The organism is Pseudoalteromonas sp. 68 DY56-GL68 (genome assembly GCF_041414825.1).
GTDB lineage: Bacteria > Pseudomonadota > Gammaproteobacteria > Enterobacterales > Alteromonadaceae > Pseudoalteromonas.
In genome coordinates, this window is record NZ_JAOCZL010000022.1 from 89,295 (window position 1) to 115,036 (window position 25,742).

Here is a 25,742-nt window from a genome sequence, read left to right on the forward strand (position 1 = left end):
ACCTGACAATATTTATAGCTAGTTAGTAGACGTGCCTTCACTGTTTTGTTGAATAGTTTCTTCCGTTTTATAACGCCAACCTAAAAACACGATTCGAGCAGGCGTTGATGGTTTTCCACCATTTTGCACTTTTAAAAGGCCAGCATCATAGTGAGCGCCACTGCCCCCTGAGGCAGTAATCGTTGAACCACGAACACTACCAAACAATTCACCACTGCCCGATAATTTTACTGTTGTTAAAGGTGCGTAAATTGCCGCATATAGATTTGCAGCACCACTAAATTGCACACCATTTACACCAGTAAATGATGAATAGAATGACAACGATGGATGACCACTTGTCGTTAAGCCCTCTTGCTCTGTGATCACACTCGCACCGGCCCCTATATTAATTTTGCCAGTGATAAGTATCGTTAAGCTGCTATCTTTTTTTATTGTTAAACGCGTGTCCCCTTCCATCGAAAAGTCACCATCAATAAATAAAATAACATCGCCCCCTGAAACTTCCATTTTTCCATCACTGGTCAATTTTAACTTGTCTAGGGCAAACACATATTCCTTACTTGTCGAACCATGTGGTTGGTTTTGAATCTTGGTATCAAATAAAAATACATCACTTAAACTTGGGAGTATCACTTGGCTACCATTTTGGCTAAAAAAGCCCTTTTCATTGGTTAGTTTAAACTGTTGGGTAGGCCCAATTGATAGCGAATGATAACTGTCAGTGTCGCTGTGCAGCTGTGCCATTTTCTCGGGGATGATTAAAGGATCACAGCTTGTATCAGGGTTTGTAGGGTCATAATCTGGAGCACTTGGATCTGCGACTGTGATGGGCTCTACATTTGGGTTCACGTTAAACTTACGATTACTATAGTGCACACCATCTTGCTGATTATTATAGGTATCTTTAAAATTACCCGTTCCACCATACATAATGTCTAAGCTTTCGCCTTGTGTATTATCAATATAAGTTGACCACTGCATAGAAGCATCGCCGTTGGCTCTAACAATCCCAGATACCCGACCACCTTTATGGATATAAAAACCTCGTGTGTATACGTTACCATCAATACGTAAACCACTGCCTGATGAAATATTAACTCCCGTATTTGAGCGTATATTACCAATTATGGGAGATGAGCCATTTAAATAAATAACACCCGTTGCTTTTACGTCACCTTTAATAGGTGAATGCCCTGAAAGAACAACATCTGAATCGCCATCAATTGTCGATACATCACCATCACTCGATTTTGTCTCTTCGTAGCTTCCTTGGCTTGAGTCGTAACTATCGATGGTGCCGCTACCTGACAAATTCACACCTTTACAACCCACCATTGCATTGGTAAATGCCGAACTCCCTTTGCCTCCTTGCACACTAAAACGAGCGACTAAATTGCTTTGAGCATCACCTGCATAACGTTGACCTAAACTTGCAATTTCCAATTCACCATCAAGGTTTTTGCTTAGTAAAGCGGTAAATTTTGCATCATCGCCAATCACCCCTACACCTCTGGCATTACCCGTTTTATCAATTAGTTCATCTATGGCCAGCACACCTTCACGGTTCAATGTTTGCTGTAGTAGTTTAGCTTGCTCGAACACCCCTTTTTCTGCCAATAGGCGGCTATTAAGCTTTTTCTGAAAATTACCACTTAATCGCTCTTGAACAATATTTTCTCGTAATGAACTAAGCACAACAACACTGGCCATTCCGGTTAAAATTAATACTGTTATAAGCGTAAAACCCTGTTGTTTTTTAGACACTATTTCCACCATATGCGTTCACTAGAATAGTGTTTGTTAGAGCAACATCAATATTAATTCCTGCACCAAATTGAGCAGGTAGTTTTTGGGGTTTAACAACAATACTAACCAACTCTCCAGATAAGCTAAACGACACGTTTTCTAAGCCCGTTAATAAACGCTCAGCGGCAGCGCCATTGAGTGAACACATTAAACTACTATTATCTAGGCTATACACTTCAGTCATAACGCCCGTGGTTAAAGTGCCATTACATGCAATCACGCCCTCTGGTTGTGTAATTGTTATGGTTGATTTATCCGCACTAATGGAGGGTACAAGCTGTGTTTGCTTAATGCTGCGGTTGAATACTTTACTGGTATAGCGAATAACTTCTTGCGCATTTTCAAGCTCTTTACTGACTTCAATCGTGCCCTTAATTGCTGCGTATGACAAACTCACACCAGCAAGTAAAAATGCCCCTGCGGCTAAGGCAACCATCAACTCAATAAGGCTAAACCCGCGTGCTAATTTATTCATAGACACACTGCCGACAAGTCAGGAAAACTGGCATTAAGACTTATTTGATTTTCTGCATTATCGGTCATGCGCTCATCAACCCACGCAACATTAATTTGCATATCATCATTATAAGTCGCAGGAATCGTAATTTGATAATCAGCTACTTGGGGGGCCAAACTGGCTCTAAAATCAGCATCTTGGAAAAGTGCGGGGTTAGTTTTTTGAATTTCACAAATGCGAGGCCATATCCGTTCAATACTATTTTGACCTTGAATTAAAGACACCGTGTAGTGAAAGCTATTTGTTGCATATTGTAGCGACTTTAACTGAGCAGCAGCTAAACCTAGTAAAGCGATACCAGCAATCACAACCGAAATCATTACCTCTAATAAAGAAAAGCCCGCTTGCTTTTTCATGCGCATCCCTTTGATGATTCAGCTAACCAGTTTTGACCACTTTTAAGGACACACATTACATAATCTGTGGTATTGGTGTGATTATCTTTAATATCAATTTGGGCTTGCTGGTCAACTTCACCACTTGCACTAACGGTTAGCGCAATTAGGTTTACTGTTACGCCAGCCTTAGTAATTGCAAACTCTTTTAATACAGTATCTGATCCCGCTTCGTTTAAAGTAACTTGCCAGAGATTATTATTGACCACCAATTTAATTTGACGCTCTTGCTTTACAGCTTCACTACGAGCATATTTATAAACACTGTTGAGTTGATTAGCTGTTGTTACAATACGGTCTTGTAGGATTTGCTGACTAAACGACGGAAAAGCAAGACTGACTAAAATACCAATAATCGCAAGCACAACCATTAACTCAATTAAAGTAAACCCAGCCGCTTTATGCACAACAGCTACTCCCAACAATCATTTACAGCAGCACTGTTACTACCGTCATGTTTAATCATGAGTTCACCACAGCGATCCCCAGCCTGAGCTGAGCCAGACTTAGGTGTTGCCTTTAAATTGAAACCACGGTTTTTAAAATCAACAACGGCTCCAGGAGCCTTTTTCGTTGGCGTATACGTAAAGGTGTAGTAATCAGTACTTTGTGTTGCAAATGCATTAGGATAGCCACCATTTCTCGAATATATGCGTTCTAGGCTGGCACCATACTGTAATAAAACTTGCTGGGTATCAGCACGTCTACTGTGCTGCATATGCTCGGTATAAGCAGGTAATGCCACACTGTATAGAATACCTAAAATAGCGATGACAATGAGAATTTCTATGAGCGTAAATCCACGTTGTTTATAATTATTATTTGATGATAATTTACTTTTCAACCTTAAATCCTTACCACTTTTTTACGAATCAAATATAAATGACAGCGCTGTCGGTGTCAATTTAAGCAATTTCATATTGAGTACACCAATTATACTAATTAAGAAGAAGAAATTAAGATAAAAGTACTAATGTTTAAAATATAGGTAAGACTATAAAGCTGCTTTTTGTACTAATTAAAAAGAAGCGGGTACAAAAAAGCCGTGCTTTAAAGCACGGCTTTTATTACTTAATATTGCTATTAAGCTTCAGCGATAACGATTACTTTAATAGTAGCTGTTACGTCTGAGTGTACTGCGATTGCAACGTCAAATTCGCCAGTCTCACGGATAGTACCTAGAGGTAAACGAACTTCTGATTTAGCAACTTCAACACCAACAGCTGAGATAGCGTCAGCGATGTCACGAGTACCGATTGAACCGAATAATTTGCCTTCGTCACCAGCTTTAGAAACTAGTGTTACTTCAGCTAATGCTTCTAGCTTGTCAGCACGAGCTTGAGCAGCAGCTAGATCTTCAGCGATCTTAGCTTCTAACTCAGCACGACGTGCTTCGAAAGTTTCGATGTTAGCTTTAGTTGCAGGAACTGCCTTACCTTGTGGGAAAAGGAAGTTACGTGCGAAGCCAGATTTAACTACAACCTGGTCACCTAGGCCACCTAGGTTTGCGATCTTGTCTAGTAGAATAACTTGCATGTCTCTACACCTTTTAAAAACTGTTAATCCGCTGCTTACTTATGTAAGTCAGTGTATGGAAGAAGGGCTAAGTAGCGAGCACGCTTGATAGCTGTTGCTAGCTGACGCTGATATTTAGCGCTAGTACCTGTGATACGGCTAGGTACGATTTTGCCACTTTCTGTAACATAGTTTCTAAGAGTAGCTAGATCTTTATAATCGATTTGTTGTACGCCTTCCGCTTTAAAGCGGCAGAACTTACGACGTCTGAAATAACGTGCCATGAGTAAAATTCCTCAAAAAATTCTTTCTATATGTTGAGCATGCAAGACCAATTGGCTTAAGCCATTTCGGCCTTCATGACGGTTTAAAAACCCCGTCACTTGCACTTGTTGCCCAACGTGCAATTGTTGAGTCTGTTGCTGCATTGACGCACCGCTGGCAACCACTTGAAGCCTGACATAACTATTACGGTTAAGGTCTGCTTCAACTTGCATTGATTTATGTTCAAGAACAAAAATACAATGCGGAACACCAGCAGGGCTTTGACTATACTTGGGGGTTTTACAAACAACCCCAGATAGTGTCAGCTGATTCATATAAGGATTAAGCGGTTGGCTCATCTTTTTGTCTCAACTGCAAGCGCCATGCTTGGACTCAAAACGATTAAGCAGCTGGTGCTTCTTTCTTCTCTTCTTTTGCAAGAGGAGATGCTTCAGTTACAGCGTCTTTAGTACGCATAACTAAGTTACGAAGCACTGCATCGTTGTAGCGGAAAGTAGTTTCTAGCTCGCTGATTACTTCAGTAGGTGCTTCAACGTTCATAAGAACATAATGAGCTTTGTGAAGCTTGTCGATTGGGTAAGCCAATTGACGACGGCCCCAGTCTTCAAGACGGTGGATAGTACCACCAGCTTCAGTGATAGAACCAGTATAACGTTCGATCATACCAGGTACTTGCTCACTCTGATCAGGGTGAACCATGAATACGATTTCGTAATGACGCATGGATATTCCTTACGGTTAATAGAGCCTTCTACCGTTTCGGCCAGTCGGTTTAAGGCAAGGAATTAAATTTAATAAGCCGAAATGAGCGCGCATTTTACGCTTAGATTGATAATTAAGCAAGATAAAACAGCAAGCCAAGTTAGATTCTTGTACTGAATTATTGCTTTCTACGCTGTAAAAACAAAAAACCCAGCCGAAGCTGGGTTTTTGAGATTCTGAAAAACTAAAATTACTTGATTTTAGCTTCTTTGAAAATCACGTGTTTACGAGCTTTAGGATCGTATTTTTTGATTTCCATTTTTTCAGGCATGTTACGCTTGTTCTTGTCGGTAGTGTAGAAAAAACCAGTACCAGCAGTTGAAACTAAACGGATCTTATCGCGCATGATTCAGTTCCTTAAACTTTTTCGCCACGAGCACGGATTTCTGTAAGAACCGCGTCGATGCCTTTTTTATCGATAATACGCATACCTTTAGTCGTAGTGCGTAATGTTACAAAACGTTTTTCACTTTCAACCCAAAAACGGTGCGTTTGTAGGTTAGGTAGGAAACGACGTTTAGTCGCGTTTCTCGCGTGTGAACGGTGGTTACCAACCGCTGGACGCTTACCTGTAACTTGACATACTTTAGACATGTCTATATATCTCCAATAACTTCGCTCGAGCTTAATTTTCCCTTAGGCCATGTATTTGTGCCCCGGGATAAATCGAAGGGCGCTCTTTATACAGCTTATGCAGGCAAAGATCAAGTAACAGATCTTATCCAATCAGCTCATGTGTAAATTTGATAGCGGCCAATTATAATGATCGAAAGCCCTTAGGGAAAGTAAAAACTGCATTTAAATTAAACTAATTTCTAAAAAACCGCTAAACTGCTCATTTTTAACACACTCCTGTCTTAGCTTCGCTTAAATTAATCCTCGCTCTGCAAACGAAACACAGTTTTTACCGCCCACAATGATGTGATCAAGCACATTAATATCGACTAACGAAAGTGCTTGCTGCAATTTATGAGTAATTAACTTGTCTGCTTCACTAGGCTCCGCTACTCCACTTGGGTGATTATGAGCAAAGATAAGTGCCGCCGCATTCTGCTTTAAGGCAGCCTTAACCACCTCACGGGGATACACAGAAGCAGCATTTATAGTGCCATAAAAAAGCACTTCATCTTTTATTAATCGATTTTGGCTATCTAAATAAAGCACCATGAATACTTCTTGTTGCAAGCCCCGTAATTGAATAGTCAGGTAGTCATACACTGCTTGAGGAGAGCTAAATACCTCTTCTCGCTGGCATTGTTCAAGTAAGTAACGTCGGCTTAACTCTAATACCGCTTGTAACTGTACATACTTTGCAGTCCCTAGCCCTCTTTGAGAACAAAACGCTTGCTCACTGGCATTAAATAAATTCTGCAATGTACTATTAATACGTAATAAGTGTTCAGCCAATTCAATCGCATTCATACCTGCAACACCTGTGCGTAAAAAGATAGCTAACAATTCTGCATCAGAGAGCGCTTTAGCGCCTTGTGAAAGCAGCTTTTCACGAGGTCGAGCTGACAATGGTAAATCCTTTAACGACATCAAAGTACCCCAAAAAGAAACAAACAGATTAAACTGTACAACAAAACTTTCTTTTTTCCTTCCTTTAAAAAAGAAAACTTCATGAAATTGGCAAAGATTTGCTATCGTTAGCGCATATCGACCAAAGTTAAATTTCATGTAATGACAAAATCAGCAAATAAAAAAATCTTACTAGGTATAAGTGGCGGCATTGCAGCTTATAAATGTGCAGAGCTAGTGCGACGCTTAAAAGACACTGGCTGCGAAGTAAAAATAGTTATGACAGAGTCAGCCAAGCACTTTATTACCCCTTTGACGATGCAAGCCGTCAGTGGAGAGATTGTGTCTGATTCATTACTTGACCCTGCAGCTGAAGCCGCAATGGGACACATTGAATTTGCCAAGTGGGCAGATTTGATTTTAGTGGCGCCTGCAACCAGCAATGTATTAGCAAAAATGGCGATGGGTATAGCTGATGACCTACTCACCACGCTTTTATTAGCAACGCCAGCCAAGGTGGCTGTCGCACCGGCGATGAACCAACAAATGTACGCACATCCGGCAACGCAGGCTAACCTTAATACTCTCGCCGAGCGCGGGGTAGCAATTTGGGGGCCTGGTAAAGGCTCGCAAGCCTGCGGTGATGTAGGTGCGGGGCGTATGCTAGAACCGCATGAACTGGTTGCACTGTGTACACAGCCAGACATTGAGCCATTACTTACTGGCAAAACCATTACAATTACAGCAGGGCCAACCAGAGAAGCTCTCGATCCGGTGCGTTATATTTCTAATCACAGCTCAGGAAAAATGGGTTATGCCCTTGCCGAGGCGGCACTTGCTTTAGGTGCAAAGGTAAACCTGATTTCAGGGCCGGTGACAATTAAAGCACCAGCGAATGCAAAACTCACTCACATTGAAAGTGCTGAGCAGCTTTTAATCGCATCAATGGAACTTGCTGTACAGTCTGATGCTTTTATTGGCTGTGCTGCCGTTGCCGATTACCGCGCAGCCGCAATTGAAGATCAAAAAATGAAAAAACAAGGTGATGAACTCACACTCACCTTAGTTAAAAACCCAGATGTCATCGCTAACGTTGCTGCACTTAACGAAAACCGCCCATACACGGTTGGCTTTGCCGCCGAAACACAAGATGTTGCAAGCTATGCCCAAGGTAAATTAAAAAATAAAAATCTCGACATGATCTGTGCAAATGATGTGTCAAAAGAAGGCCTTGGCTTTAATTCTGATCATAATGCTTTAACACTGTTCTGGCACAATGAGCAGCAAGATTTAGCAGTTGGTAGCAAAAAAGATTTAGCGATGAGTGTTATGACAGAGCTTGCCAAGCGTTTGTAAAAATGCTGGAAAGAAGCTGAATAAAACATTAACATAAGCCTCTCATTTGCACAAAAAATGGCTTGTCTGAGTCTATACAGCGCAAGTAATAAATTATAAGAAAGGAATGGTCATGCCTGCGACAAAAAGAAGTAATCGCAAAGAGCAGATTCTGCAAGCACTCGCACAAATGTTAGAAACCAGCCCAGGTCAACGTATCACTACTGCCAAACTAGCGGCTGAAGTGGGCGTGTCTGAAGCTGCGCTTTATCGTCATTTCCCGAGTAAAGCGCGGATGTTTGAGGGCTTGATTGAGTTTATTGAAGATACTCTGCTATCGCGTATTAACCTCATTCTAGAAAATGAAAAAGAGAGTCAAACACGCGTATACAATATATTGCTTTTACTATTAGCATTCGCCGAAAAAAATCCAGGTATTACCCGTATTTTAACTGGTGATGCCTTGCAAGGTGAGCAAGAGCGCTTGCGTGAACGTGTGCAAGGCTTATTCGAAAAGCTAGAAACACAATTTAAACAAGTTCTTCGTGAACGTAAGCTTCGTGAAGGTAAAGCATTCCAATCTGACGAAACAACGTTAGCCAACTTCTTACTGGCTTATGTTGAAGGTAAGATGAATCAATTCGTGCGCAGCGACTTTAAAGCGAAACCAAGTGCGCAATTTGAAAAACAATGGCCTGAACTGAAAAAGATCTGGTTGTAAGTTAGCTGTAGGCGCGATTTAATATCGCGCAACAGTCTAATCAAAAGTACGCGGGTAACCCCGCTGTGCCCTCTTATTACAAAACCTACCGAAAAGTTTTTAGGCTTACAGCTCAACTCCCTAAATAAGCAACTTATCGTATCTACTCGAATTGTTTACTAAAAACGCTACACTGAACGCGTAAATTTAAAAACAACGAGAAGATAAATGAAAGCGCAATTATCACTTTTGAGCTTAGCCTTAGTGGCAAGCCTTGGTAGTGCACAGCTCAGTGCAAAAGAAGCTCTGCAATTTAAAGACGTGTTTGATTTTAAATACGCAAAAGGCACCCAACTGTCTGAAGATGGCCAAATTCTTACTTTCAGTGCCGACCCTTATCGCGGCAATGCACAAGGTCAGGTTTATGCATTAGACAATAACACCCTCCTTGCAAGCGTTGAGCGCGGTACTCGCCCTACAATTAATAAAGCGGCAAATTGGGTGGCGTTTACTCAGGTACCGACCCTACTTGAAAAAGAAACCACTAAGAAAAAAGACGAACTAAAAAACAACCTTGTTTTAGTCAATACTAAAAACGGCGAGCAACAGACATTTAATGATGTAAAAGACTATGCGTTATCAGATGACGGTGTTTGGCTTGCTTACCGACTAGATAAGAAAGCAGATAAAAAAGACGACCAAGAAAAAGACGAAAACAGCAGCGAAATCAAACCAGATAAAAAAGATAAAAGCTTTGATTTAGTGCTTGTTAACCTTCAAGACAAAACCACTCACACCCTAAACAATGTGTTTAGCTATGCAATGAGCAGCACCGGCGAGCAATTACTAGCAAGCCAAAGTTTTAGTGATGGTGCCGACAACCAAGTTGTATTAGTTACGCTTAACAATGACTTTGCTACCAGCGTACTGATTGATGAGCCTGGTGTGGTTGCCAATAAAATTGCCTGGCAACCAAATAGTAATACCGCAGCGCTGTTAATTGGTAACTACGTTAATGATGATACACGACGTCGCGACCATACCTTACAACTTTTACAAAACGGTACCCTATCGACCATAAACTCAGCTGATAATAGCTGGACTATTGGCAAAACAGCCTCACTAACATGGTCTGAAGATGGTGCTCGTTTATACTTTGAAAATCATCCGAAATTAACGGCAAAGATCGAAGCAAAAGAATACACAGACGAAGCCTCATTATATGATTTCGATACCATTCGCGACCATAAAGGCCTTAATGTTTGGCACAATAAAGACACTGAAATTAAGCCACGTGAAGAGCAACAATGGAATGAAAATAACAAGCTTCGTCATTATAAAGCGGTGTATCACGTAAATGGTCAGCAGGTTGTGCAGCTAAGTGCACCAAGTATGCCTGAAGTTTCACTTAACACTAACCGCGAAGCGCTATTAGGCTATTCAGACCTGCCTTACCTAGAACGCATAATGTACGGTGGTTTTTACGCAGACTATTACAGTGTTGACGTTAAAACCGGTCAACAAACCGCTATCGTCAACGATTATCCATTTAGACCCAGCCTTGCGCCAAATGGTCAATTTGCAGCATTTTTCCAAGACAGCCAAGTGCAGCTTAAAGATTTAGGTAACAACAAGGTTTCGACCTTATCTAAAGCAATTAACGCGATTTTTGCTGATGATAAACATGACTACCCATCACCTCAGCCGGGTTATGGTTTTGCAGGCTGGTTAAACGACAGCAGCCAAGTACTGGTTTACAGTAAATTTGATATTTGGGCTTTTGATGTCGCAACACAAAAGGCAACGCGTTTAACCCAAGGTAAAGAAACGAATACCCAGTATCGTGTTATTAAACTTGATAAAGACCAAGTTGGTTTTGCCAAAGACGAAACATTATTACTCAGCGCAACCAACGTGCAAGATAAACAAACCGAAATCGCCAAACTTGACTTATCAAGCAATAAAGTAAGCAAAGTACTTTCGGGTAAAAAGCGCTTTGATGTCGTGAAAAAGGCTAAAAATGCCGATAAATATCTATTTACCGCGCAAACATATCAGCAATTTCCTGATTACTACCAAACTGACTTTAGCTTCAAAAAGCCACAGCGTGTTACCAACCTAAACCCGCAAGTTAGTAATTTTGCATGGGGTGAAAAACCTGAGCTGATTAGCTACAAAGGGTTTGATGGTGAAGACTTGCAAGGCGTATTGATCAAACCTGCGGGTTACAAAAAAGGTGACAAGGTTCCTGTGGTTGTGTACTTCTACCGCTATATGAGCCAACGCATGTATGACTTCCCGAAAATGGAATTAAATCATCGTCCTAACTTCCCGATGTTTACTTCAAATGGCTATGCGATTTTCTTACCTGATATCCGCTTTGAAATTGGTCACCCTGGTAAATCATCAACACAAACCATGATCAACGCCACTCAAAAGCTAATTGATTTAGGCATTGCTGATCCCGATAAAATTGGCTTACAAGGCCACTCATGGGCTGGCTATCAAAGCGCCTTTATGATCACCCAAACAGATATGTTTAAAGCAGTTGTTTCGGGTGCGCCAGTATCTAACATGACCAGTGCGTATAGCGGTATTCGTTTAAAATCAGGTCTTGCGCGTCAGTTCCAATACGAAACAGGACAAAGCCGAATTGGTAAAACCTTATTCGAAGCGCCAGAGCTATACATCGAAAACTCGCCGGTGTTTTTCGCCGATAAAGTGAATACCCCTATTCTGATTATGTTTGGTGACAAAGATGATGCGGTGCCATGGCACGAAGGGGTTCAATACTACCTAGCACTACGTCGTGCGGGTAAAGATGCCACCTTTTTACAATACGAAGGCGAACCACATCACTTGAAGAAATTCCCTAACCAAGTGGATTTCTCGGTACGCATGATGGAATATTTTGATCACTACTTAAAAGGCAAACCTGCTGCTGAGTGGATCAAAAATGGCATCCCTTTTATTGAAGAATAAACAATAAGCTAAATTTAAGCTTACTGAACACCTCCTCCAAAGCCAGCATTTTTGCTGGCTTTGTTCTATAAAATCAATCATATCATCTGTTTTTTCGATTTTATCAATCGATTTAAACCCCAGTTTGTAAGTGGAAAGTTAATCAGAACATAACTATATTTCACGCAACTTCTAACTGGAGACTACACAATGTTTAAAAAATCGACCTCAGCCTTGTCTAAAGTAGCTGTTGCAGTATCACTGTTGGTGGCAACGGGCGTACAAGCTACTAACGACATCAAATCAAACCAATTCTGGTGGCCAGAACAATTAGATCTTAGCCAACTTCGTGCCCATGGCGCAGAGTCTGATCCTATGGGTCCTTACTTTGATTATAAAAAAGAATTCTTAAAGTTAGACCTAAACGCAGTGAAAGCAGATATTGAGAAAGTATTGACTGACTCTCAAGACTGGTGGCCTGCTGACTACGGTCACTATGGTCCATTCTTCATCCGTATGGCGTGGCACGCATCAGGTACGTACCGTACGTTTGATGGTCGTGGTGGCGCAGGCGGTGGTCAACAACGTTTCGACCCGCTAAACAGCTGGCCTGATAACGCGAACCTTGATAAGGCACGTCGCTTACTTTGGCCTATAAAACAAAAATACGGTCGCAGCATTTCTTGGGCTGACTTAATGGCGTTAACAGGTAACGTTGCGCTTGAATCAATGGGCTTCAAAACCTTCGGTTATGCCGGTGGTCGTGAAGACGATTGGGAACCAGATTACGTATACTGGGGCCCTGAAGGCAAAATGCTCACTGACGAACGTCGTGACAAAAAAGGCAAACTTAAAGGCCCATTAGCGGCCGTTGAGATGGGCTTAATCTATGTAAACCCTGAAGGCCCTCACGGTAACCCTGATCCACTTCTAGCAGCAGACGACATTCGTTTATCATTCGGCCGCATGGCAATGAACGATGAAGAAATCGTTGCGCTAATCGCCGGTGGTCACAGCTTTGGTAAAGCACACGGTGCGAAAAAAGCGACGTGTTTAGACAAAGAGCCAGCAGCAGCGGGGATTGAAGAGCAAGGTTTAGGTTGGAAAAACAAATGTGGTAAAGGTCACTCAGAAGATACCATCACTTCAGGTCTTGAAGGTGCATGGACAGTGACACCAACACGTTGGTCAATTAATTATCTACAAAACCTATTCAACTTTGAGTGGGTTAAAACTAAGAGCCCTGCAGGTGCGACTCAGTGGATCCCAGAAAATGGTCAAGCGTCTAACCTAGTACCCGATGCGCACATTAAAGGTAAGCGACATGCGCCTATCATGTTCACAACTGATATCGCGTTAAAAGCAGATCCTGAGTTCCGTAAGATTTCAGAGCGTTTCTTAAACGACCCGAAAGAGTTCGAACTGGCATTTGCTAAAGCATGGTTCAAACTAAACCACCGTGATATGGGCCCACGTGCTCGTTACCTAGGTGACTTAGTGCCAGAAGAAGTATTAATTTGGCAAGACTACATCCCTGCGGTTGACCACAAACTAGTAGACAGCAAAGATATCGCGTCACTTAAAGCTAGCATCTTAGATTCAGGTTTATCTGTATCTGAACTAGTGCGTGTTGCTTGGGCATCAGCAGCAAGCTACCGCGACACAGATATGCGTGGTGGTGCAAACGGTGCACGTATTCGTTTTGCTCCGCAAAAAGATTGGCCAGTAAACAACCCGAAAGAAGTGGCTAAAGTACTGAGCAAACTTGAGAAAATCCAAACTAAGTTCAACAAAAAAGCATCGGGTGGTAAAGAAATTTCACTCGCAGATATGATTGTTCTTGGTGGTGCGGCTGCAATCGAAAAAGCAGCAAGCGATGCGGGTTTCTCTATCTCAGTACCATTTAAGCCAGGTCGTATGGACGCGTCATTAGAAATGACTGACGTTGAATCATTCGAAGTACTTGAGCCAACAGCAGATGCGTTCCGTAACTACTACAGCTCAGCATGGAAGTCACCGGCTGAAATGCTTGTTGAACGTGCTGATTTACTAAGCTTATCAGTACCAGAAATGACTGCACTACTAGGTGGTATGCGTGCCCTTAACGCGAATACTGACCAAACTAAACACGGTGTATTCACGAAAAAACCTGGCACATTAAGCAACGACTTCTTCGTTAACCTATTAGATATGTCAACGAAGTGGTCTAAGTCTTCTGAGGAAGGTGTTTACGAAGGCCGTGACCGTCAGTCAGGCAAACTTAAGTGGACAGCAACACCAGTAGATTTAATCTTCGGTTCAAACTCAGAGCTACGTTCAATTGCTGAAGTGTATGCATCTGACGATGCTAAACAGAAGTTCGTTGATGACTTCGTAGCAGCGTGGACTAAAGTAATGACGCTAGACAGATTCGACCTACGTTAATACTTATTTTCGCAACCAACAAAGCCGCTAAGTTAGCGGCTTTTTTATTTTCGTTGATAATTTCCTCGACAAGACAGCGGTTTAAGTTAAAAATAAGCCTTTACTACCATATTTGTTTAAACACAGGTATTAGGGATGGTTGCGCGCTTTTTACTGCTTTTTGTTATCTACTCGTTATGCCTCAGTACGGCTACACAAAGCCGCGCAGATAATTCCCCCATTGTAAATATCAATCAACGTAGCGTAGAGCTCACTCAGTTTGATATGAGCTATTTTGTTGATGAAACAGGTTCTATGCCCCTCGCACAAGTCCAGCAGCAAAACTTTATCAACAGTCAAAACGAACTTACTTTAGGCACTAATGCCAAAACGACGTGGTCCAAAATAGTTATAAAAAATAGCAACAGCGATACCCTACGCTTATTTGTGCATAACCCAGATGCCTATCATTTAGAAGAAGTCAGCTTTTACGAAACACAAGCAGGAAAATTGATAAACCAATTGGTTATTCAGCTTGATAAGGCAGGCCCTAAAGCCAATATGTTTGGTGGTAGTGCTGTGTTTTCGTTTTATGTCGCACCTAACCAACAAAAAACAATTTATGTTAAAAGCGTCACCTTTTCTCATCAGTGGTTTGCATTAGCTATTTTTGATGAAGAGCACTCAAAGCGAGCCCTTGTCGGGAATGGTAATTACATTGCGCTGCTTGTTGGGATGATGTTAGCGCTGATGATTTATAACTTCTTTTTGTACTTATCGGCACGTAAAATCGAGAATATTGTTTACGCACTGTATCTTATTTCTGGCACTGTTTGGGTGGCGCTATCTTATGGTATTGCCGCTAATTTCTTCGGTATTTTTAGTGCCGAGCTGTTACAGCTCAATTCCAATTTACTGAGCATGCCAAGCTTTTTAGTAATCTTTGTAATGCTTATTTTCGAAACAAAGAAGCACTACCCTAAAGAGCATATCGCGCTTTCAATTATTTTATTCTTACTAGTGGCTGACTTTATCTATAGCTTGTTCGATATTGTGGGTGCATTAAAACCAGCCAGCAGCTTGGCTGCATTAATGATGACGGTGACATTTGGGGTATCCATTTCGCTATGGCGCAAAGGTAATACGCTGGCAAAATACTTTTTACTCGGCCACTCTATGTTCGTTATTTTCAATATGCTAGCGGTGCTTTATTACAAAGGGATCAGTGACGCAAACGTAATCAATAGTCACGGCGTTGGGATAGGTATTTTGCTCGAAGCATTAATGATGGCGTTTATTCTTTCCTACCGAATTAAAAGCCTCGAAAAAATTAAAGCACAGCAAACTGAGCTCAACCGCTTAGTCGACACGGATCCTATGACAGGCCTGTACAATCGCCGTTACTTTGACAGAAAAAGTGAAGAACTGATTGCCGCTATGGCAACCAATCAGCAAGAGCTAACCCTTCTAATTGCTGATCTCGACCACTTCAAAAACATTAACGACACATATGGCCACAATGTTGGCGACAAAGTCATCATTGCGTTTGCTAATATACTCACCTCAGAGCAAGGCCCTGCTGATATAGCTTGTCGGTATGGCGGCGAAGAGTTTGTATTACTACTCAATTGTAACCTACTTAAGGCAAAGCAAGTTGCAGAGCGTATTCGTCAAAAGGCACAAGAAACCTACATCACGATTGATGAAATACAAACCGTGCAGTTCACCGTGAGTATTGGTGTACACAGCGTAGCCCATGCTTCAACAACCGTAAAAGAAACACTCACCATTGCCGACAAAGCATTGTATAAAGCGAAAAGTAACGGCCGCAATTGTGTTGAAGTGGCAGCCTAGAAGGAGTAATAGGTTAGTAGGTCGTCATTTATGACTTCATAAAAACGCGCTAAATCACGACCTACAAGCAAGTGCCAGTCTAGGGCCTAACTCCTAGAACCTGTAGACAAAAACTAGCAACTATAATCAACAATACTGCCCTGCAGCAAAGCCGCAGCTCCACGCATATTGGAAGTTGTAGCCGCCTAGCCAACCAGTGACGTCGGTGACTTCACCAATAAAATAAAGGCCCGCTGATTTTTTTGCTTCGAAGGTTTTTGAGCTTAACTCATCGGTATCTACGCCACCGAGTGTAACTTCGGCTGTTCTGTAGCCCTCAGTGCCGTTGGGTTTAATTTGCCAATTGTGAATGTAGTCATGTAGCGCGTCGACCTGTGCATGGGTTAACTGGTTTACATTGCAATCAGGTATTGCTTTGGTGTCGTGCAGCATTTCAACAAAGCGTTTGGGTAAAATGGTTGCAAGGGTATTTTTTAGTGACTTTTGACCTTGGCTTTGACGCCACAGCTCAAGTTGCTGTTTTAAATCAAGCTCAGGTAATAAGTTGATGTAAACGCTCTGGCCTGCGCGCCAAAACGAGCTAATTTGCAAAATAGCGGGCCCCGACAAGCCGCGATGGGTAAAGAGGATATTTTCTTTGAACTGGGTGCCATCTTCACTCGTCACTAAACAAGGGATACTGATCCCCGATAAACCATCAAAACGATCTTTATCATGCTGATGCAAAGTAAATGGCACTAATGCGGCCATGGTTGGTAACACCGTTAGGCCAAATTGTTCAGCTATTTTATAACCAATGGGTGATGCGCCAAGTTTCGGCATGGTTAAACCACCAGATGCCACCACCAATGACTCGCATTGATAAGTGTCTTGCTCGGTTATAACTTCATAACCAGCATCGTTTTTTATCACGCTAAGTACTTCGTTACGAAGAGCAATGTTTACCCCAGCCCACTCACACTCAGTTAAAAGAATATCAACGATATCTTGCGCGCTGTTATCACAAAATAGCTGGCCCAGCGTTTTATGGTGATAAGCCAAACCATGACGGTCCACCAGCTCTATAAAGTCATGTTGGTTATAACGGCTTAAACAGGATTTTACGAAGTGAGGATTAGTACACAAGTAGTTGTCTGGGCTTGCGTTTTCATTGGTGAAGTTACAACGCCCACCACCGCTTATTAAAATTTTACGGCCAGGCTTTTTGCCCATATCAAGCACAGTAACATTGCGACCTCGATAGCCTGCTTGTGCTGCACACATTAAACCTGCGGCACCGGCACCAATCACAATTACATCTACTTGGGTCATTACTCATACTCACTAAAAAAATTTAGCTGATTATAACAAGATATTACGCGCTCGTTGTTAACTTAGTCATTTTTTTGAAAAAAGATAAACCCGAAAAACGAAATAAAGCAAAAACTCTATAACAGTAAATTAGAACTTTATAATTAGAAAAAAGCTGAAAAACCTAATTAAAAGTTATATTTAGCCATCTATACACTTAGTTATAACCAAAATAGAGACAAACATAACAAAACGATATTTTAACTATATTTACATTTATTTTACCTTTGTCCCCCTTCGCGGAAAGTGGTGCGAAGCAACTTATAACAATCTAGGGATCATTATGACAACTCACAACTTGAAAAAGTGCGCAATTGCATTAAGCCTCACAGCGTTATTTGGGACAACAGCAGCAATGGCTGCACCAAACCAAATGTTACCACCATCAATGGCAGATACTGCAGCAAAACTACAAGGTCAAAGCGGTTTTGGTACGCAATTTATTATTAAATACAAAAATAGCAACGCAGATATGACCACGATGTCTGCCGCTGAGCAAACGCCTGCTATGATGAACCAAAAAGCACAAAGCTTTGTAAAAAATTTCAGTAGCAAAAAAGGCTTAGCAAAAGCTCAGTATGTACGCGCAATGGCAATGAGCAACCACCACGTAATGCGCGCTGATAAAAAACTTTCAGCCAATGAAGCACAAGCATTTATGCAAGAAGTTATGGCAACTGGCAACGTTGAATACATTGAAATTGACCAAATGCTACAACCTTTCGCAACACCTAATGATCCGCGTTATTCTGACCAATGGCATTACTACGAGCAAGCAGGTGGCTTGAATCTACCAACAGCATGGGATAGCGCAACTGGTAGCGGTGTAACTGTTGCTGTCCTTGATACAGGTTACCGCCCGCATGTTGATTTAAACGCAAACATCTTGCCTGGCTACGATATGATTTCGAACCTATCTGTTGCCAACGATGGTGGTGGCCGTGACAGCGACGCTCGCGACCCTGGCGATGCAGTTGTACGTGGTGAATGTGGTACAGATCAAAATGGCGATCCTTCACCAAAGGCAGATCAAGACTCCAGCTGGCATGGTACTCATGTAGCAGGTACAGTTGCTGCGGTCACGAATAATGGTGAAGGCGTTGCTGGTGTTGCTTATGATGCGAAAGTTGTACCAGTACGTGTGCTTGGTAAATGTGGTGGTTTAACATCTGATATTGCAGACGGTATTATCTGGGCGTCAGGTGGCTCAGTGTCTGGTGCACCTGCAAATACTAACCCTGCTGATGTAATCAACATGAGTTTAGGTGGTGGGGGTGCATGTAGCTCAACAACACAAAATGCTATAAACCAAGCCCGCAACAACGGCGCAGTTGTAGTTATCGCCGCTGGTAACAGTAATGATAATTCGGCTAACTACAATCCAGGTAACTGTAATGGCGTTGTAAACGTTGCCTCTGTTGGCCGTAACGGTGGTCGTGCTTATTACTCAAACTACGGTAGTAATATTGATGTTGCAGCTCCTGGTGGTGCGCAAAGCTTTGCGAATGATTCAGAGGGTGTGTTATCAACTCATAACTCAGGCGCAAATGGCCCAAGCAGTGATTCTTATCATTTCTCACAAGGTACATCAATGGCAGCACCGCATGTTGCAGGTGTCGCAGCGCTTATCAAGCAAGCAAAGCCTTCTGCAACGCCAGATGAGATTGAAAGCATTTTAAAATCAACGACTCGCTCTTTCCCTGCTACATGTAATAACTGTGGTACAGGTATTGTCGATGCAGCCGCTGCGGTTGCAGCAGCATCTGGTTCAACTCAACCGCCAACAACAGGTAATGAACTACAAGATGGTCAAGCATTAACAAGTTTAAGTGGCGCAGCAAGCAGCAAAACCTACTACACAATGGAAGTACCTGCAGGCGCAACAAATGTAACATTCACTATGAGTGGTGGTACGGGCGATGCAGACTTATATGTCCGCGCAGGTAGTGCTCCAACGACAACAACGTATGATTGTCGCCCTTATGAAAGCGGTAATAACGAAGTATGTTCAATCGATAACCCAACTGCGGGTACATATCACGTAATGCTAAGTGCTTATTCTGCCTATTCAGGCGTGAGTCTTGTGGGCGACTTAACCGCTTCAGGTGGTACGGGCTCACCACAAGCAGGTGGCGGTACAGTTGACAACATTTCAGCGAATGCTGGCCAATGGAAACACTACACTATTGATGTACCTGCTAATATGTCTAGCTTTACAGTGACTAGCTCAGGCGGTACAGGTGATGCAGATTTATTTGTTAAATTTGGTAGTCAACCTACAACAAGCAGCTATGACTGTCGTCCTTACAAAAGCGGCAGTGCTGAAACATGTACTTTTAGCAATCCGCAAGCAGGAACTTGGCACTTAAGCTTAAATGCATTTCAAACCTTTTCAGGTGTCACACTTGATGCACAATATCAACCTTAATTGATAAACCCCGATTACCCTTGGGACTTTTAGCCGGACTCTCGTCCGGCTTTTTTCGTTTTATAATTTAGCTAAAACAGCCTCTGCACGGCTTACTGTAAATTCTTTATCTTGCTCAACAAACAAGCCTGTTACAGTTTGGTCGTCGACAATCATTGCATAGCGTTTTGAACGCACACCACCAAAGCTAGCGGTATCCTTATCTAAACCGAGCGCCTTGGTAAAACTAGCATCACCGTCTGCTAACATACGAATATGCTCAGCGTTATGTGCCTTCCCCCATGCTTTCATTACAAATGCATCATTCACTGATACACAGTAAATTGCATCAACGCCCTTGCTGGTAATTTTATCAGCCAGCGTAATAAACTCAGGTAAGTGAGCGTTTGAACAGGTAGGCGTAAATGCCCCTGGCACAGCAAATAGCACTACTTTTTTACCAGCAAATAATGCGTCAGTTGATAAGGTTTGCAACCCTTCGCTGGTTAATTCGCTAAGGGTTGCAGTAGGTAAAGTTTGGCCTTGTTCGATCATCGTGATTCCTTGAAAGAAAATATACATTAGCAGTATGAAAGAGTAAGGTTTAATTAAACTATATATCAATTGCTAACTCTACTTATAACCACTAAGCGCTATGAATAATAAAAATTATTACGCAAACCTTTTACGCTATGCTCATAAGGTGACATTACATAAAGAAGAGGCTGAAGACTTACTGCAAACGGCTCTTCTTGTTGCCGTTGAGGCTAAACGCTCAGATCTAACATGTATAAAAAACCGTCGCTGGCTCATGGGTGTGCTGCGTAATCAATCTGTATTTAATGCGCGCTCTGCCGCAAGAAGAAAAAAGCGTGAAGCAACTTTAACTAATACAAACAATATACACACATACAACGACGAAACAGCAACCTATTTTATCGACTCATTACCGCCTAGCCTAAAAACAACAGCACTTTTAGTTTTAACAGGACATTGTAAAAAAGAAATCATCTGGCTGCTGCGAGTATCAGACGCAGCTCTAAGGCAACGGATAGCTGAGATTAAACGCCGCTGGCGACAAACCGGTACAAGACAAATACTTGAACTTGAAGGTTTAGCTGAAGATTTGCCGTTTGGGCAAATACGTAAAGCACTTCTTAATGCGCCATGTCGTGATGAAGCGACACTCGCAAGCCATGACCCTGATGGACACCTTTTTATGGTGACCTCACAAAATAACCTTGCACGGCAACATAGGGTGATATCTATTAAAAAACAGGAAAAGAACCATGCTTGATAAAAGTAAAATTGGCGCAATTTGTTATTACATTAGCGATCTAGATAAAACAGAAGCGTTTTACCGTGATACGCTCGGAATAAACATTCAAAGAATGGAAGAAGATGGAGAGGGTTGGCTGCTCGCTAAAACAGCAAATGACATCGAACTACTCTTTTTTAAGCAGGAGTCAAAGCCCGGAAACTCACCCATTATTGTTTTTGAGTTAGCTGATGGTGGGATTGATGACGTAGTCGAAACACTCGCAACAAAGGGAGTAACTATTGTCACCCCTGTAAGCCATGCACTAGGTGGCTGGTCAGCAGAAATCGCAGATCCAGATAATCATCAAATATCAATGTATCAATCTAGTGATGTTCCACGCAGCAAAAGATAGGGTAAAGATTATACCGTTCAAACCAAGTGCACTCACCCCGCACTTGGTTTAAAGAAGTTAACTAATACATTCCCCATTCTAGAAAGAGCAGCAACTGTCGCTATTTTTTGCGCTTTTCAGTCCACTTGAAGCACTTATAATCCTAAGCTGGTTTTAATTGTCTGCATTTGCTGTTGTAAACGCTGCTGAATATCACTTACTAGCACATTCGATTCACTCACTTGGCCTTTCATGCTTTGCATAGACTGACTAAAGTTTTCGAGTAATGCATTTTGCTGTTTAGCTAGCTCCATGGCATCAAACGCGACCTTGTTAGCATCTTGCGCGTTATCAGCAACGCCTTCTGAGTTACGTTTTAGCTCTTGGGCATTTTGTGTTTGTAACTCTGCATCGTTAGCAAGGGCACTTATTTGTGTCGATACCATTGATGAGTTTTCACTTAGGCGATTAAGCTGACTGTTAATATCATCAAGTGAGCCTTGGGTTTGTCTAGCAAGTTTTCTCACTTCATCAGCTACAACCGCAAAACCTCGGCCATGCTCCCCTGCACGAGCAGATTCTATAGCGGCATTTAATGCTAGCAAGTTAGTTTGCTCAGCAATATTTTTAATTACTTCAATAACTTGACCAACATCATCCACGCCCTTTAATAGCTCATTTAAGCTATTTAACCCTTGCTCAACACGCTGCTCAGTATGTGAGCTTGCTGTTAGCATACTCTCAGCAAAACCTAAGCTTTGCTCCATAGCACCAAATGTCTGTTTTGCGTTGTCAGCCACTTGACTATTAATGGTGTTAACTTGTTCACCAATATGTTGAATATCGCTTAGTAGCCCTTGATTTTGCTCAACTTGAGTGTGGCTAGCATCGGTCTTTTGAGCAATAGTGTGTAAGTGTTCACTCATTTCTAGCATAAAGTCATTAATCACTTTGAGCATTTGCGCACGCTCTTCCGCTTCCATTCGTTGACGCTCAATTAACTGATTAAAATAATGAGCTATCTCCCCTATTTCAGTTTTTGGATTTTTGCTTTCAATATTTTTAAGCTCATTACTTTCAATTAAGAATGCGAAACCATCTCGTAACTGACGCAGCGGGTTTAAAACTTGATTACGCTGTACAAAATAAACACCGCCTGCAAGTACCACTAACATGCCAATCGCAATACAAAATACAATAAATACGTGCTGTTTAAGCTGGCTTTGTTCGTCTTTTAGTTTTTGCTCAGCCCCAAGCACCGTTGCCGATAAGGCCGCAATTTGTTCTCGCAGTGCTTGCATACCCGTTTGACGCTGCTCAGCTTGCTCCAGCGTTGAGGCTAAATCACGAGGAAAACGCTTAGGCCAACTTATTAACTCCGATTTAATATCGCCGGCTAAATCTTCAGCTTCTTCACCAAAAAATAAAGCATCTTCATCGACTTCACTCATCACTCCTAGGTTATCAAGCGCATCAATTTTGCTTGCTAATGCATTTAAATTTTCTACGCTTTGATTAAGGCTTGCTTTGGTGTCTTGATCAAAGCTTAAAACCAGCTTGTAGGTGTATAAGGCAAGTGATGTCACTTCGTTATAATAATCGGCACCAAGTTGGTAATATTCAAGCGCCAAATCTGTTTGCGGCTTTGCTTTACGAGCATAACCTATCAGCGAGGAGGCAGAGCCAGCCATTTGCCTAAGCGAGTTGTCCAATAAAGCCATTTCGTTACCCGATAACTTACCTAAAGCACGATATTTACCATTGATATCTTTATCTAATGCTGAGAGTTGAGTTGATAGGTGTGAATTTAAATCGTGTGGTAGATGCGCTAAGTCTTGCTTTATCACCTCAGCAATCAGTGCCGATGATAAATTAAGATATTGACTATCACCTTGCTCTAAATAATCATAGAGATGGCTTTTTAAATCAATAATGAGCGTATTTTTGAGTTTATTATAAGCGTTATCTTGTTGCTCTAAATTTAATAGAGTTTGACTTGCCCAAAACAAGGTCGCCGCTAACAAGATACTGGCAAGTGTGAGTAAAACGGCTAGTAGCCGAGTAAATGATGACACGCGCATAAACTATAATCCCCAAAGTCGTTACGCGCGTAGAATATTAACCTTTTATGACAATTTGATGTAAACCAACCTAATAACCAGAAATTATCAATCAAAAGCCATACTAAAGGATAAGTTAGGTCATTGCTGCTTTCACATATACATCAAAACGATTCTTTTTAGTTTTGATCTGCATGCTGGGGGTTTTATCATTTAAAAATGGCGCGTAGTCAGGTCGCTTTACCACGACTCGCTTACTCGCAAGCGGGTAGGCAAAATCTAAAAGATCATCTGCATCGCTATCAGCGCCAACAAGCGCTTGGAATACTCGCATTTCTTTTTTAACGAGGGCTGATTTTTCACGATGCGGAAACATAGGATCCAAGTACACGACATCTGGTATATCGTTACACTGAGCAAGTAGAGTATGGCTCGAACCGAATACTAAGCTCATATTTTCTTTCATCCATGCACCAATTTCAGCATCACCGTAAGCGCGTTCAAGGCCATCAAATAATAGCGCAGCTACCACAGGATGGCGCTCATGAAAAATAACTTTACAACCAAGCGACGCCAGCACAAAACCGTCACGCCCAAGCCCTGCCGTGGCATCAAGTACAACGGGTGTGGCTCCTTTATTTAACCCTACAGCTTTGGCAATTGCTTGGCCTTTACCACCACCGAATTTACGGCGGTGCGCCGCCGCTCCTGTGACAAAGTCAACGTGAATAGCCCCTAGTTTAGGCTCATCTTTCTTTTTTAAGCTCAGACCTTGCTCATCATAATGCAATGAAAAGCCGTCATTGCTGTTCGCCCATTCAGTTAAACCAAAACGCTGCTCTATAGCATCTAAATAAGGACGCATTTCTTTAAAGGGACAATGAATTACCACGTAAAACTCCGAGCTATACTAATGGCCATGAGTATATCATGGCTTAAAATAGCTCGATATCCGTTTGTGATGTCACATCTTCTGTGTGGCTAGGCTCTGCCATTTTTTGTAAATTACTCAATAGCTCACTACGTGATTCAATAATGTGGAGTAACTGAAACTTAATCGATTCAAGATCATCATTCAGCGAGGCAAAAAGTAACTGGGTTTGCTGTAAGTGCTGTAAATGAAAAACAATTTCATCGCTATTTAGTAACTTACTTTGTTCAACTGATTTATTCAGCTCACTTAGTTGTACAGCAAACTTTTCGACAGCCCGTTCTCGTGAGTAACTGTGCTGGTACATTTGCTCCGACAGTTCGCTAAATGCATTGCCGATTTGCTTAGCCTGTGTGAGTGCTCGCTCATTGACTTCCATATCTTGAACCTTCGCATTGGTCACTTCAAGAATATGCGGAAACAAGTCTTTATATCGGCCATACAACTGAGCATCATCAAGTGGCATGTTTTTAATTAACATGGACACTTTTGGGTAATTAATAATAGTGCGATGACTGAAATCGACAAATCGGTTTGCATCGCGATGTTTTTCAAGTAACTCACGCTCTAGTGGGCAAACAGCCCCCTCTGCACCACAAAAAACCCCGATATCTTGATACCAAAAAGCAAGCACTACATCGAGATCCATGGGGTTAAAAAACTCAAACATATATTCTGACAGCGATTGGATATCATGTGCATGATAACTTTGACCCACATAGCGCATAATACGTCCCATATCGCCCGAGTCTGTCATGGCTATTTCAGCCGTTATTTGCGCGCGCTCCACATCGCTTTTTAGTTTTTTAGAATGCTGTCGGTATTCATACAAAACACGGATACGCGCCATTAACTCTTCAGCATTAAAGGGTTTAACAATATAGTCAGAAGCCCCTGAGTTGTAACCCTTAACACGATCAGGAAGTTCCTTTTTCCCAGATAGAAACATCACGGGTGTATCTTTGGTTTGTGGATTAGCCTTTAATTCACTGCATACCTCAAACCCTGTTTTTCCAGGCATTTCAACATCTAGTAAAATAATATCTGGATTATATTTAAATGCTTGTCTTAACCCTTCATCACCATTTTTAGCATGGATCAATGTGCAAAAGCCTGAAAGTGACTCTTCAATTACATGATGTACGTATTTGTCATCATCTATGGCTAACACCAGTTTCGACATGCTTTAATCCTGTAAATAGCTTTTTAAAAAGCATAGTACGCAAGGTTGATTTTGCTAAGATTTTTTAATAAAAAAAGCGCCTTTCGGCGCTTTCCAATAATA

The 25,742-nt window shown here is 41.8% G+C and carries 25 protein-coding genes; 8 read left to right on the forward strand and 17 right to left on the reverse strand.

The annotated features are described in order from the left end of the window. Positions 1 to 18: 18 nt before the first annotated feature. From NYF15_RS17580 to radC, 12 genes are all read right to left on the reverse strand, one after another. Entirely contained in the window at positions 19 to 1,767 is a 1,749-nt protein-coding gene (locus NYF15_RS17580; protein WP_371354269.1) for a polymer-forming cytoskeletal protein, read from the reverse strand. Continuing rightward, on the reverse strand, positions 1,760 to 2,284 hold the full coding sequence (locus tag NYF15_RS17585) for a prepilin-type N-terminal cleavage/methylation domain-containing protein (protein WP_371354270.1): 525 nt from the start codon (positions 2,282 to 2,284) through the stop codon (positions 1,760 to 1,762). The genes NYF15_RS17580 and NYF15_RS17585 overlap by 8 nt, the downstream gene beginning before the upstream one ends. Further along, complete coding sequence (locus tag NYF15_RS17590) at positions 2,281 to 2,682, reverse strand: prepilin-type N-terminal cleavage/methylation domain-containing protein (protein WP_130151703.1); 402 nt, start codon at positions 2,680 to 2,682, stop codon at positions 2,281 to 2,283. The genes NYF15_RS17585 and NYF15_RS17590 overlap by 4 nt, the downstream gene beginning before the upstream one ends. Continuing rightward, positions 2,679 to 3,128 carry a GspH/FimT family pseudopilin gene (locus tag NYF15_RS17595; protein ID WP_341803785.1) on the reverse strand — a complete coding sequence of 150 codons (450 nt, stop codon included), beginning with the start codon at positions 3,126 to 3,128 and terminating at the stop codon, positions 2,679 to 2,681. Before NYF15_RS17595 ends, NYF15_RS17590 begins: the two co-directional genes overlap by 4 nt. 5 nt (positions 3,129 to 3,133) lie before the next feature. After that, the gene (locus tag NYF15_RS17600; protein ID WP_371354271.1) at positions 3,134 to 3,565 is read right to left on the reverse strand and encodes a type IV pilin protein; all 432 of its coding nucleotides are present in this window, start codon (positions 3,563 to 3,565) and stop codon (positions 3,134 to 3,136) included. A gap of 239 nt (positions 3,566 to 3,804) precedes the next feature. After that, positions 3,805 to 4,257: a 50S ribosomal protein L9 gene (rplI, locus tag NYF15_RS17605; RefSeq protein ID WP_062567345.1), complete on the reverse strand. Its 453-nt coding sequence runs from the start codon at positions 4,255 to 4,257 to the stop codon at positions 3,805 to 3,807. Positions 4,258 to 4,292: 35 nt separating this feature from the next. After that, positions 4,293 to 4,520, reverse strand: a complete 228-nt coding sequence (gene rpsR, locus NYF15_RS17610) for a 30S ribosomal protein S18 (protein WP_002962753.1) — start codon at positions 4,518 to 4,520, stop codon at positions 4,293 to 4,295. A 12-nt stretch (positions 4,521 to 4,532) separates the two neighbouring features. Further along, positions 4,533 to 4,835, reverse strand: a complete 303-nt coding sequence (gene priB, locus NYF15_RS17615; RefSeq protein WP_062567440.1) for a primosomal replication protein N — start codon at positions 4,833 to 4,835, stop codon at positions 4,533 to 4,535. 67 nt (positions 4,836 to 4,902) lie between these two features. Next, complete coding sequence (gene rpsF / locus NYF15_RS17620) at positions 4,903 to 5,244, reverse strand: 30S ribosomal protein S6 (RefSeq protein WP_036973113.1); 342 nt, start codon at positions 5,242 to 5,244, stop codon at positions 4,903 to 4,905. A 229-nt stretch (positions 5,245 to 5,473) separates the two neighbouring features. Continuing rightward, a complete protein-coding gene (gene rpmG / locus NYF15_RS17625) occupies positions 5,474 to 5,629 on the reverse strand; it encodes a 50S ribosomal protein L33 (protein WP_022946036.1) in 156 nt (51 codons plus the stop codon). A gap of 11 nt (positions 5,630 to 5,640) precedes the next feature. Then, complete coding sequence (gene rpmB / locus NYF15_RS17630; protein WP_036973115.1) at positions 5,641 to 5,877, reverse strand: 50S ribosomal protein L28; 237 nt, start codon at positions 5,875 to 5,877, stop codon at positions 5,641 to 5,643. A gap of 273 nt (positions 5,878 to 6,150) precedes the next feature. Beyond that, entirely contained in the window at positions 6,151 to 6,825 is a 675-nt protein-coding gene (radC, locus tag NYF15_RS17635) for a DNA repair protein RadC (RefSeq protein WP_130151700.1), read from the reverse strand. 141 nt (positions 6,826 to 6,966) lie between these two features. Here radC and coaBC point away from each other — a divergent pair, with 141 nt between their 5' ends. The 5 genes from coaBC to NYF15_RS17660 all read left to right on the forward strand — a co-directional run bounded on the left by coaBC (position 6,967) and on the right by NYF15_RS17660 (position 16,057). Then, the gene (gene coaBC / locus NYF15_RS17640; RefSeq protein WP_371354272.1) at positions 6,967 to 8,160 is read left to right on the forward strand and encodes a bifunctional phosphopantothenoylcysteine decarboxylase/phosphopantothenate--cysteine ligase CoaBC; all 1,194 of its coding nucleotides are present in this window, start codon (positions 6,967 to 6,969) and stop codon (positions 8,158 to 8,160) included. A 112-nt stretch (positions 8,161 to 8,272) separates the two neighbouring features. Beyond that, on the forward strand, positions 8,273 to 8,860 hold the full coding sequence (gene slmA / locus NYF15_RS17645; RefSeq protein ID WP_062567343.1) for a nucleoid occlusion factor SlmA: 588 nt from the start codon (positions 8,273 to 8,275) through the stop codon (positions 8,858 to 8,860). A gap of 207 nt (positions 8,861 to 9,067) precedes the next feature. Next, positions 9,068 to 11,821, forward strand: a complete 2,754-nt coding sequence (locus NYF15_RS17650; protein WP_371354273.1) for a prolyl oligopeptidase family serine peptidase — start codon at positions 9,068 to 9,070, stop codon at positions 11,819 to 11,821. A 189-nt stretch (positions 11,822 to 12,010) separates the two neighbouring features. Next, the gene (gene katG / locus NYF15_RS17655; RefSeq protein ID WP_371354274.1) at positions 12,011 to 14,224 is read left to right on the forward strand and encodes a catalase/peroxidase HPI; all 2,214 of its coding nucleotides are present in this window, start codon (positions 12,011 to 12,013) and stop codon (positions 14,222 to 14,224) included. A 135-nt stretch (positions 14,225 to 14,359) separates the two neighbouring features. After that, a complete protein-coding gene (locus NYF15_RS17660) occupies positions 14,360 to 16,057 on the forward strand; it encodes a diguanylate cyclase (protein ID WP_371354275.1) in 1,698 nt (565 codons plus the stop codon). A gap of 126 nt (positions 16,058 to 16,183) precedes the next feature. On the opposite strand, the gene NYF15_RS17665 is transcribed toward NYF15_RS17660, so the two are convergent. Beyond that, a complete protein-coding gene (locus NYF15_RS17665) occupies positions 16,184 to 17,368 on the reverse strand; it encodes an NAD(P)/FAD-dependent oxidoreductase (RefSeq protein ID WP_371354276.1) in 1,185 nt (394 codons plus the stop codon). Positions 17,369 to 17,690: 322 nt separating this feature from the next. On the opposite strand from NYF15_RS17665, the gene NYF15_RS17670 reads away from it, so the two are divergent. Next, positions 17,691 to 19,835, forward strand: a complete 2,145-nt coding sequence (locus NYF15_RS17670; protein ID WP_371354277.1) for a S8 family peptidase — start codon at positions 17,691 to 17,693, stop codon at positions 19,833 to 19,835. 60 nt (positions 19,836 to 19,895) lie between these two features. Here the strand turns inward: NYF15_RS17670 and NYF15_RS17675 are convergent, their stop codons facing one another. Then, complete coding sequence (locus NYF15_RS17675; protein ID WP_371354278.1) at positions 19,896 to 20,369, reverse strand: peroxiredoxin; 474 nt, start codon at positions 20,367 to 20,369, stop codon at positions 19,896 to 19,898. Positions 20,370 to 20,469: 100 nt separating this feature from the next. On the opposite strand from NYF15_RS17675, the gene NYF15_RS17680 reads away from it, so the two are divergent. Beyond that, complete coding sequence (locus NYF15_RS17680) at positions 20,470 to 21,111, forward strand: RNA polymerase sigma factor (protein ID WP_371354279.1); 642 nt, start codon at positions 20,470 to 20,472, stop codon at positions 21,109 to 21,111. Continuing rightward, positions 21,104 to 21,487 carry a VOC family protein gene (locus NYF15_RS17685; protein ID WP_371354280.1) on the forward strand — a complete coding sequence of 128 codons (384 nt, stop codon included), beginning with the start codon at positions 21,104 to 21,106 and terminating at the stop codon, positions 21,485 to 21,487. Before NYF15_RS17680 ends, NYF15_RS17685 begins: the two co-directional genes overlap by 8 nt. A 134-nt stretch (positions 21,488 to 21,621) precedes the next feature. On the opposite strand, the gene NYF15_RS17690 is transcribed toward NYF15_RS17685, so the two are convergent. From NYF15_RS17690 to NYF15_RS17700, 3 genes are all read right to left on the reverse strand, one after another. Next, positions 21,622 to 23,547 (reverse strand): methyl-accepting chemotaxis protein, encoded by a 1,926-nt coding sequence (locus tag NYF15_RS17690; protein WP_371354281.1) that lies wholly within the window; start codon positions 23,545 to 23,547, stop codon positions 21,622 to 21,624. A 115-nt stretch (positions 23,548 to 23,662) separates the two neighbouring features. Then, on the reverse strand, positions 23,663 to 24,418 hold the full coding sequence (locus NYF15_RS17695) for a class I SAM-dependent methyltransferase (protein ID WP_371354282.1): 756 nt from the start codon (positions 24,416 to 24,418) through the stop codon (positions 23,663 to 23,665). A 43-nt stretch (positions 24,419 to 24,461) separates the two neighbouring features. Beyond that, entirely contained in the window at positions 24,462 to 25,640 is a 1,179-nt protein-coding gene (locus tag NYF15_RS17700) for a two-component system response regulator (protein ID WP_371354283.1), read from the reverse strand. Positions 25,641 to 25,742 lie beyond the last annotated feature (102 nt).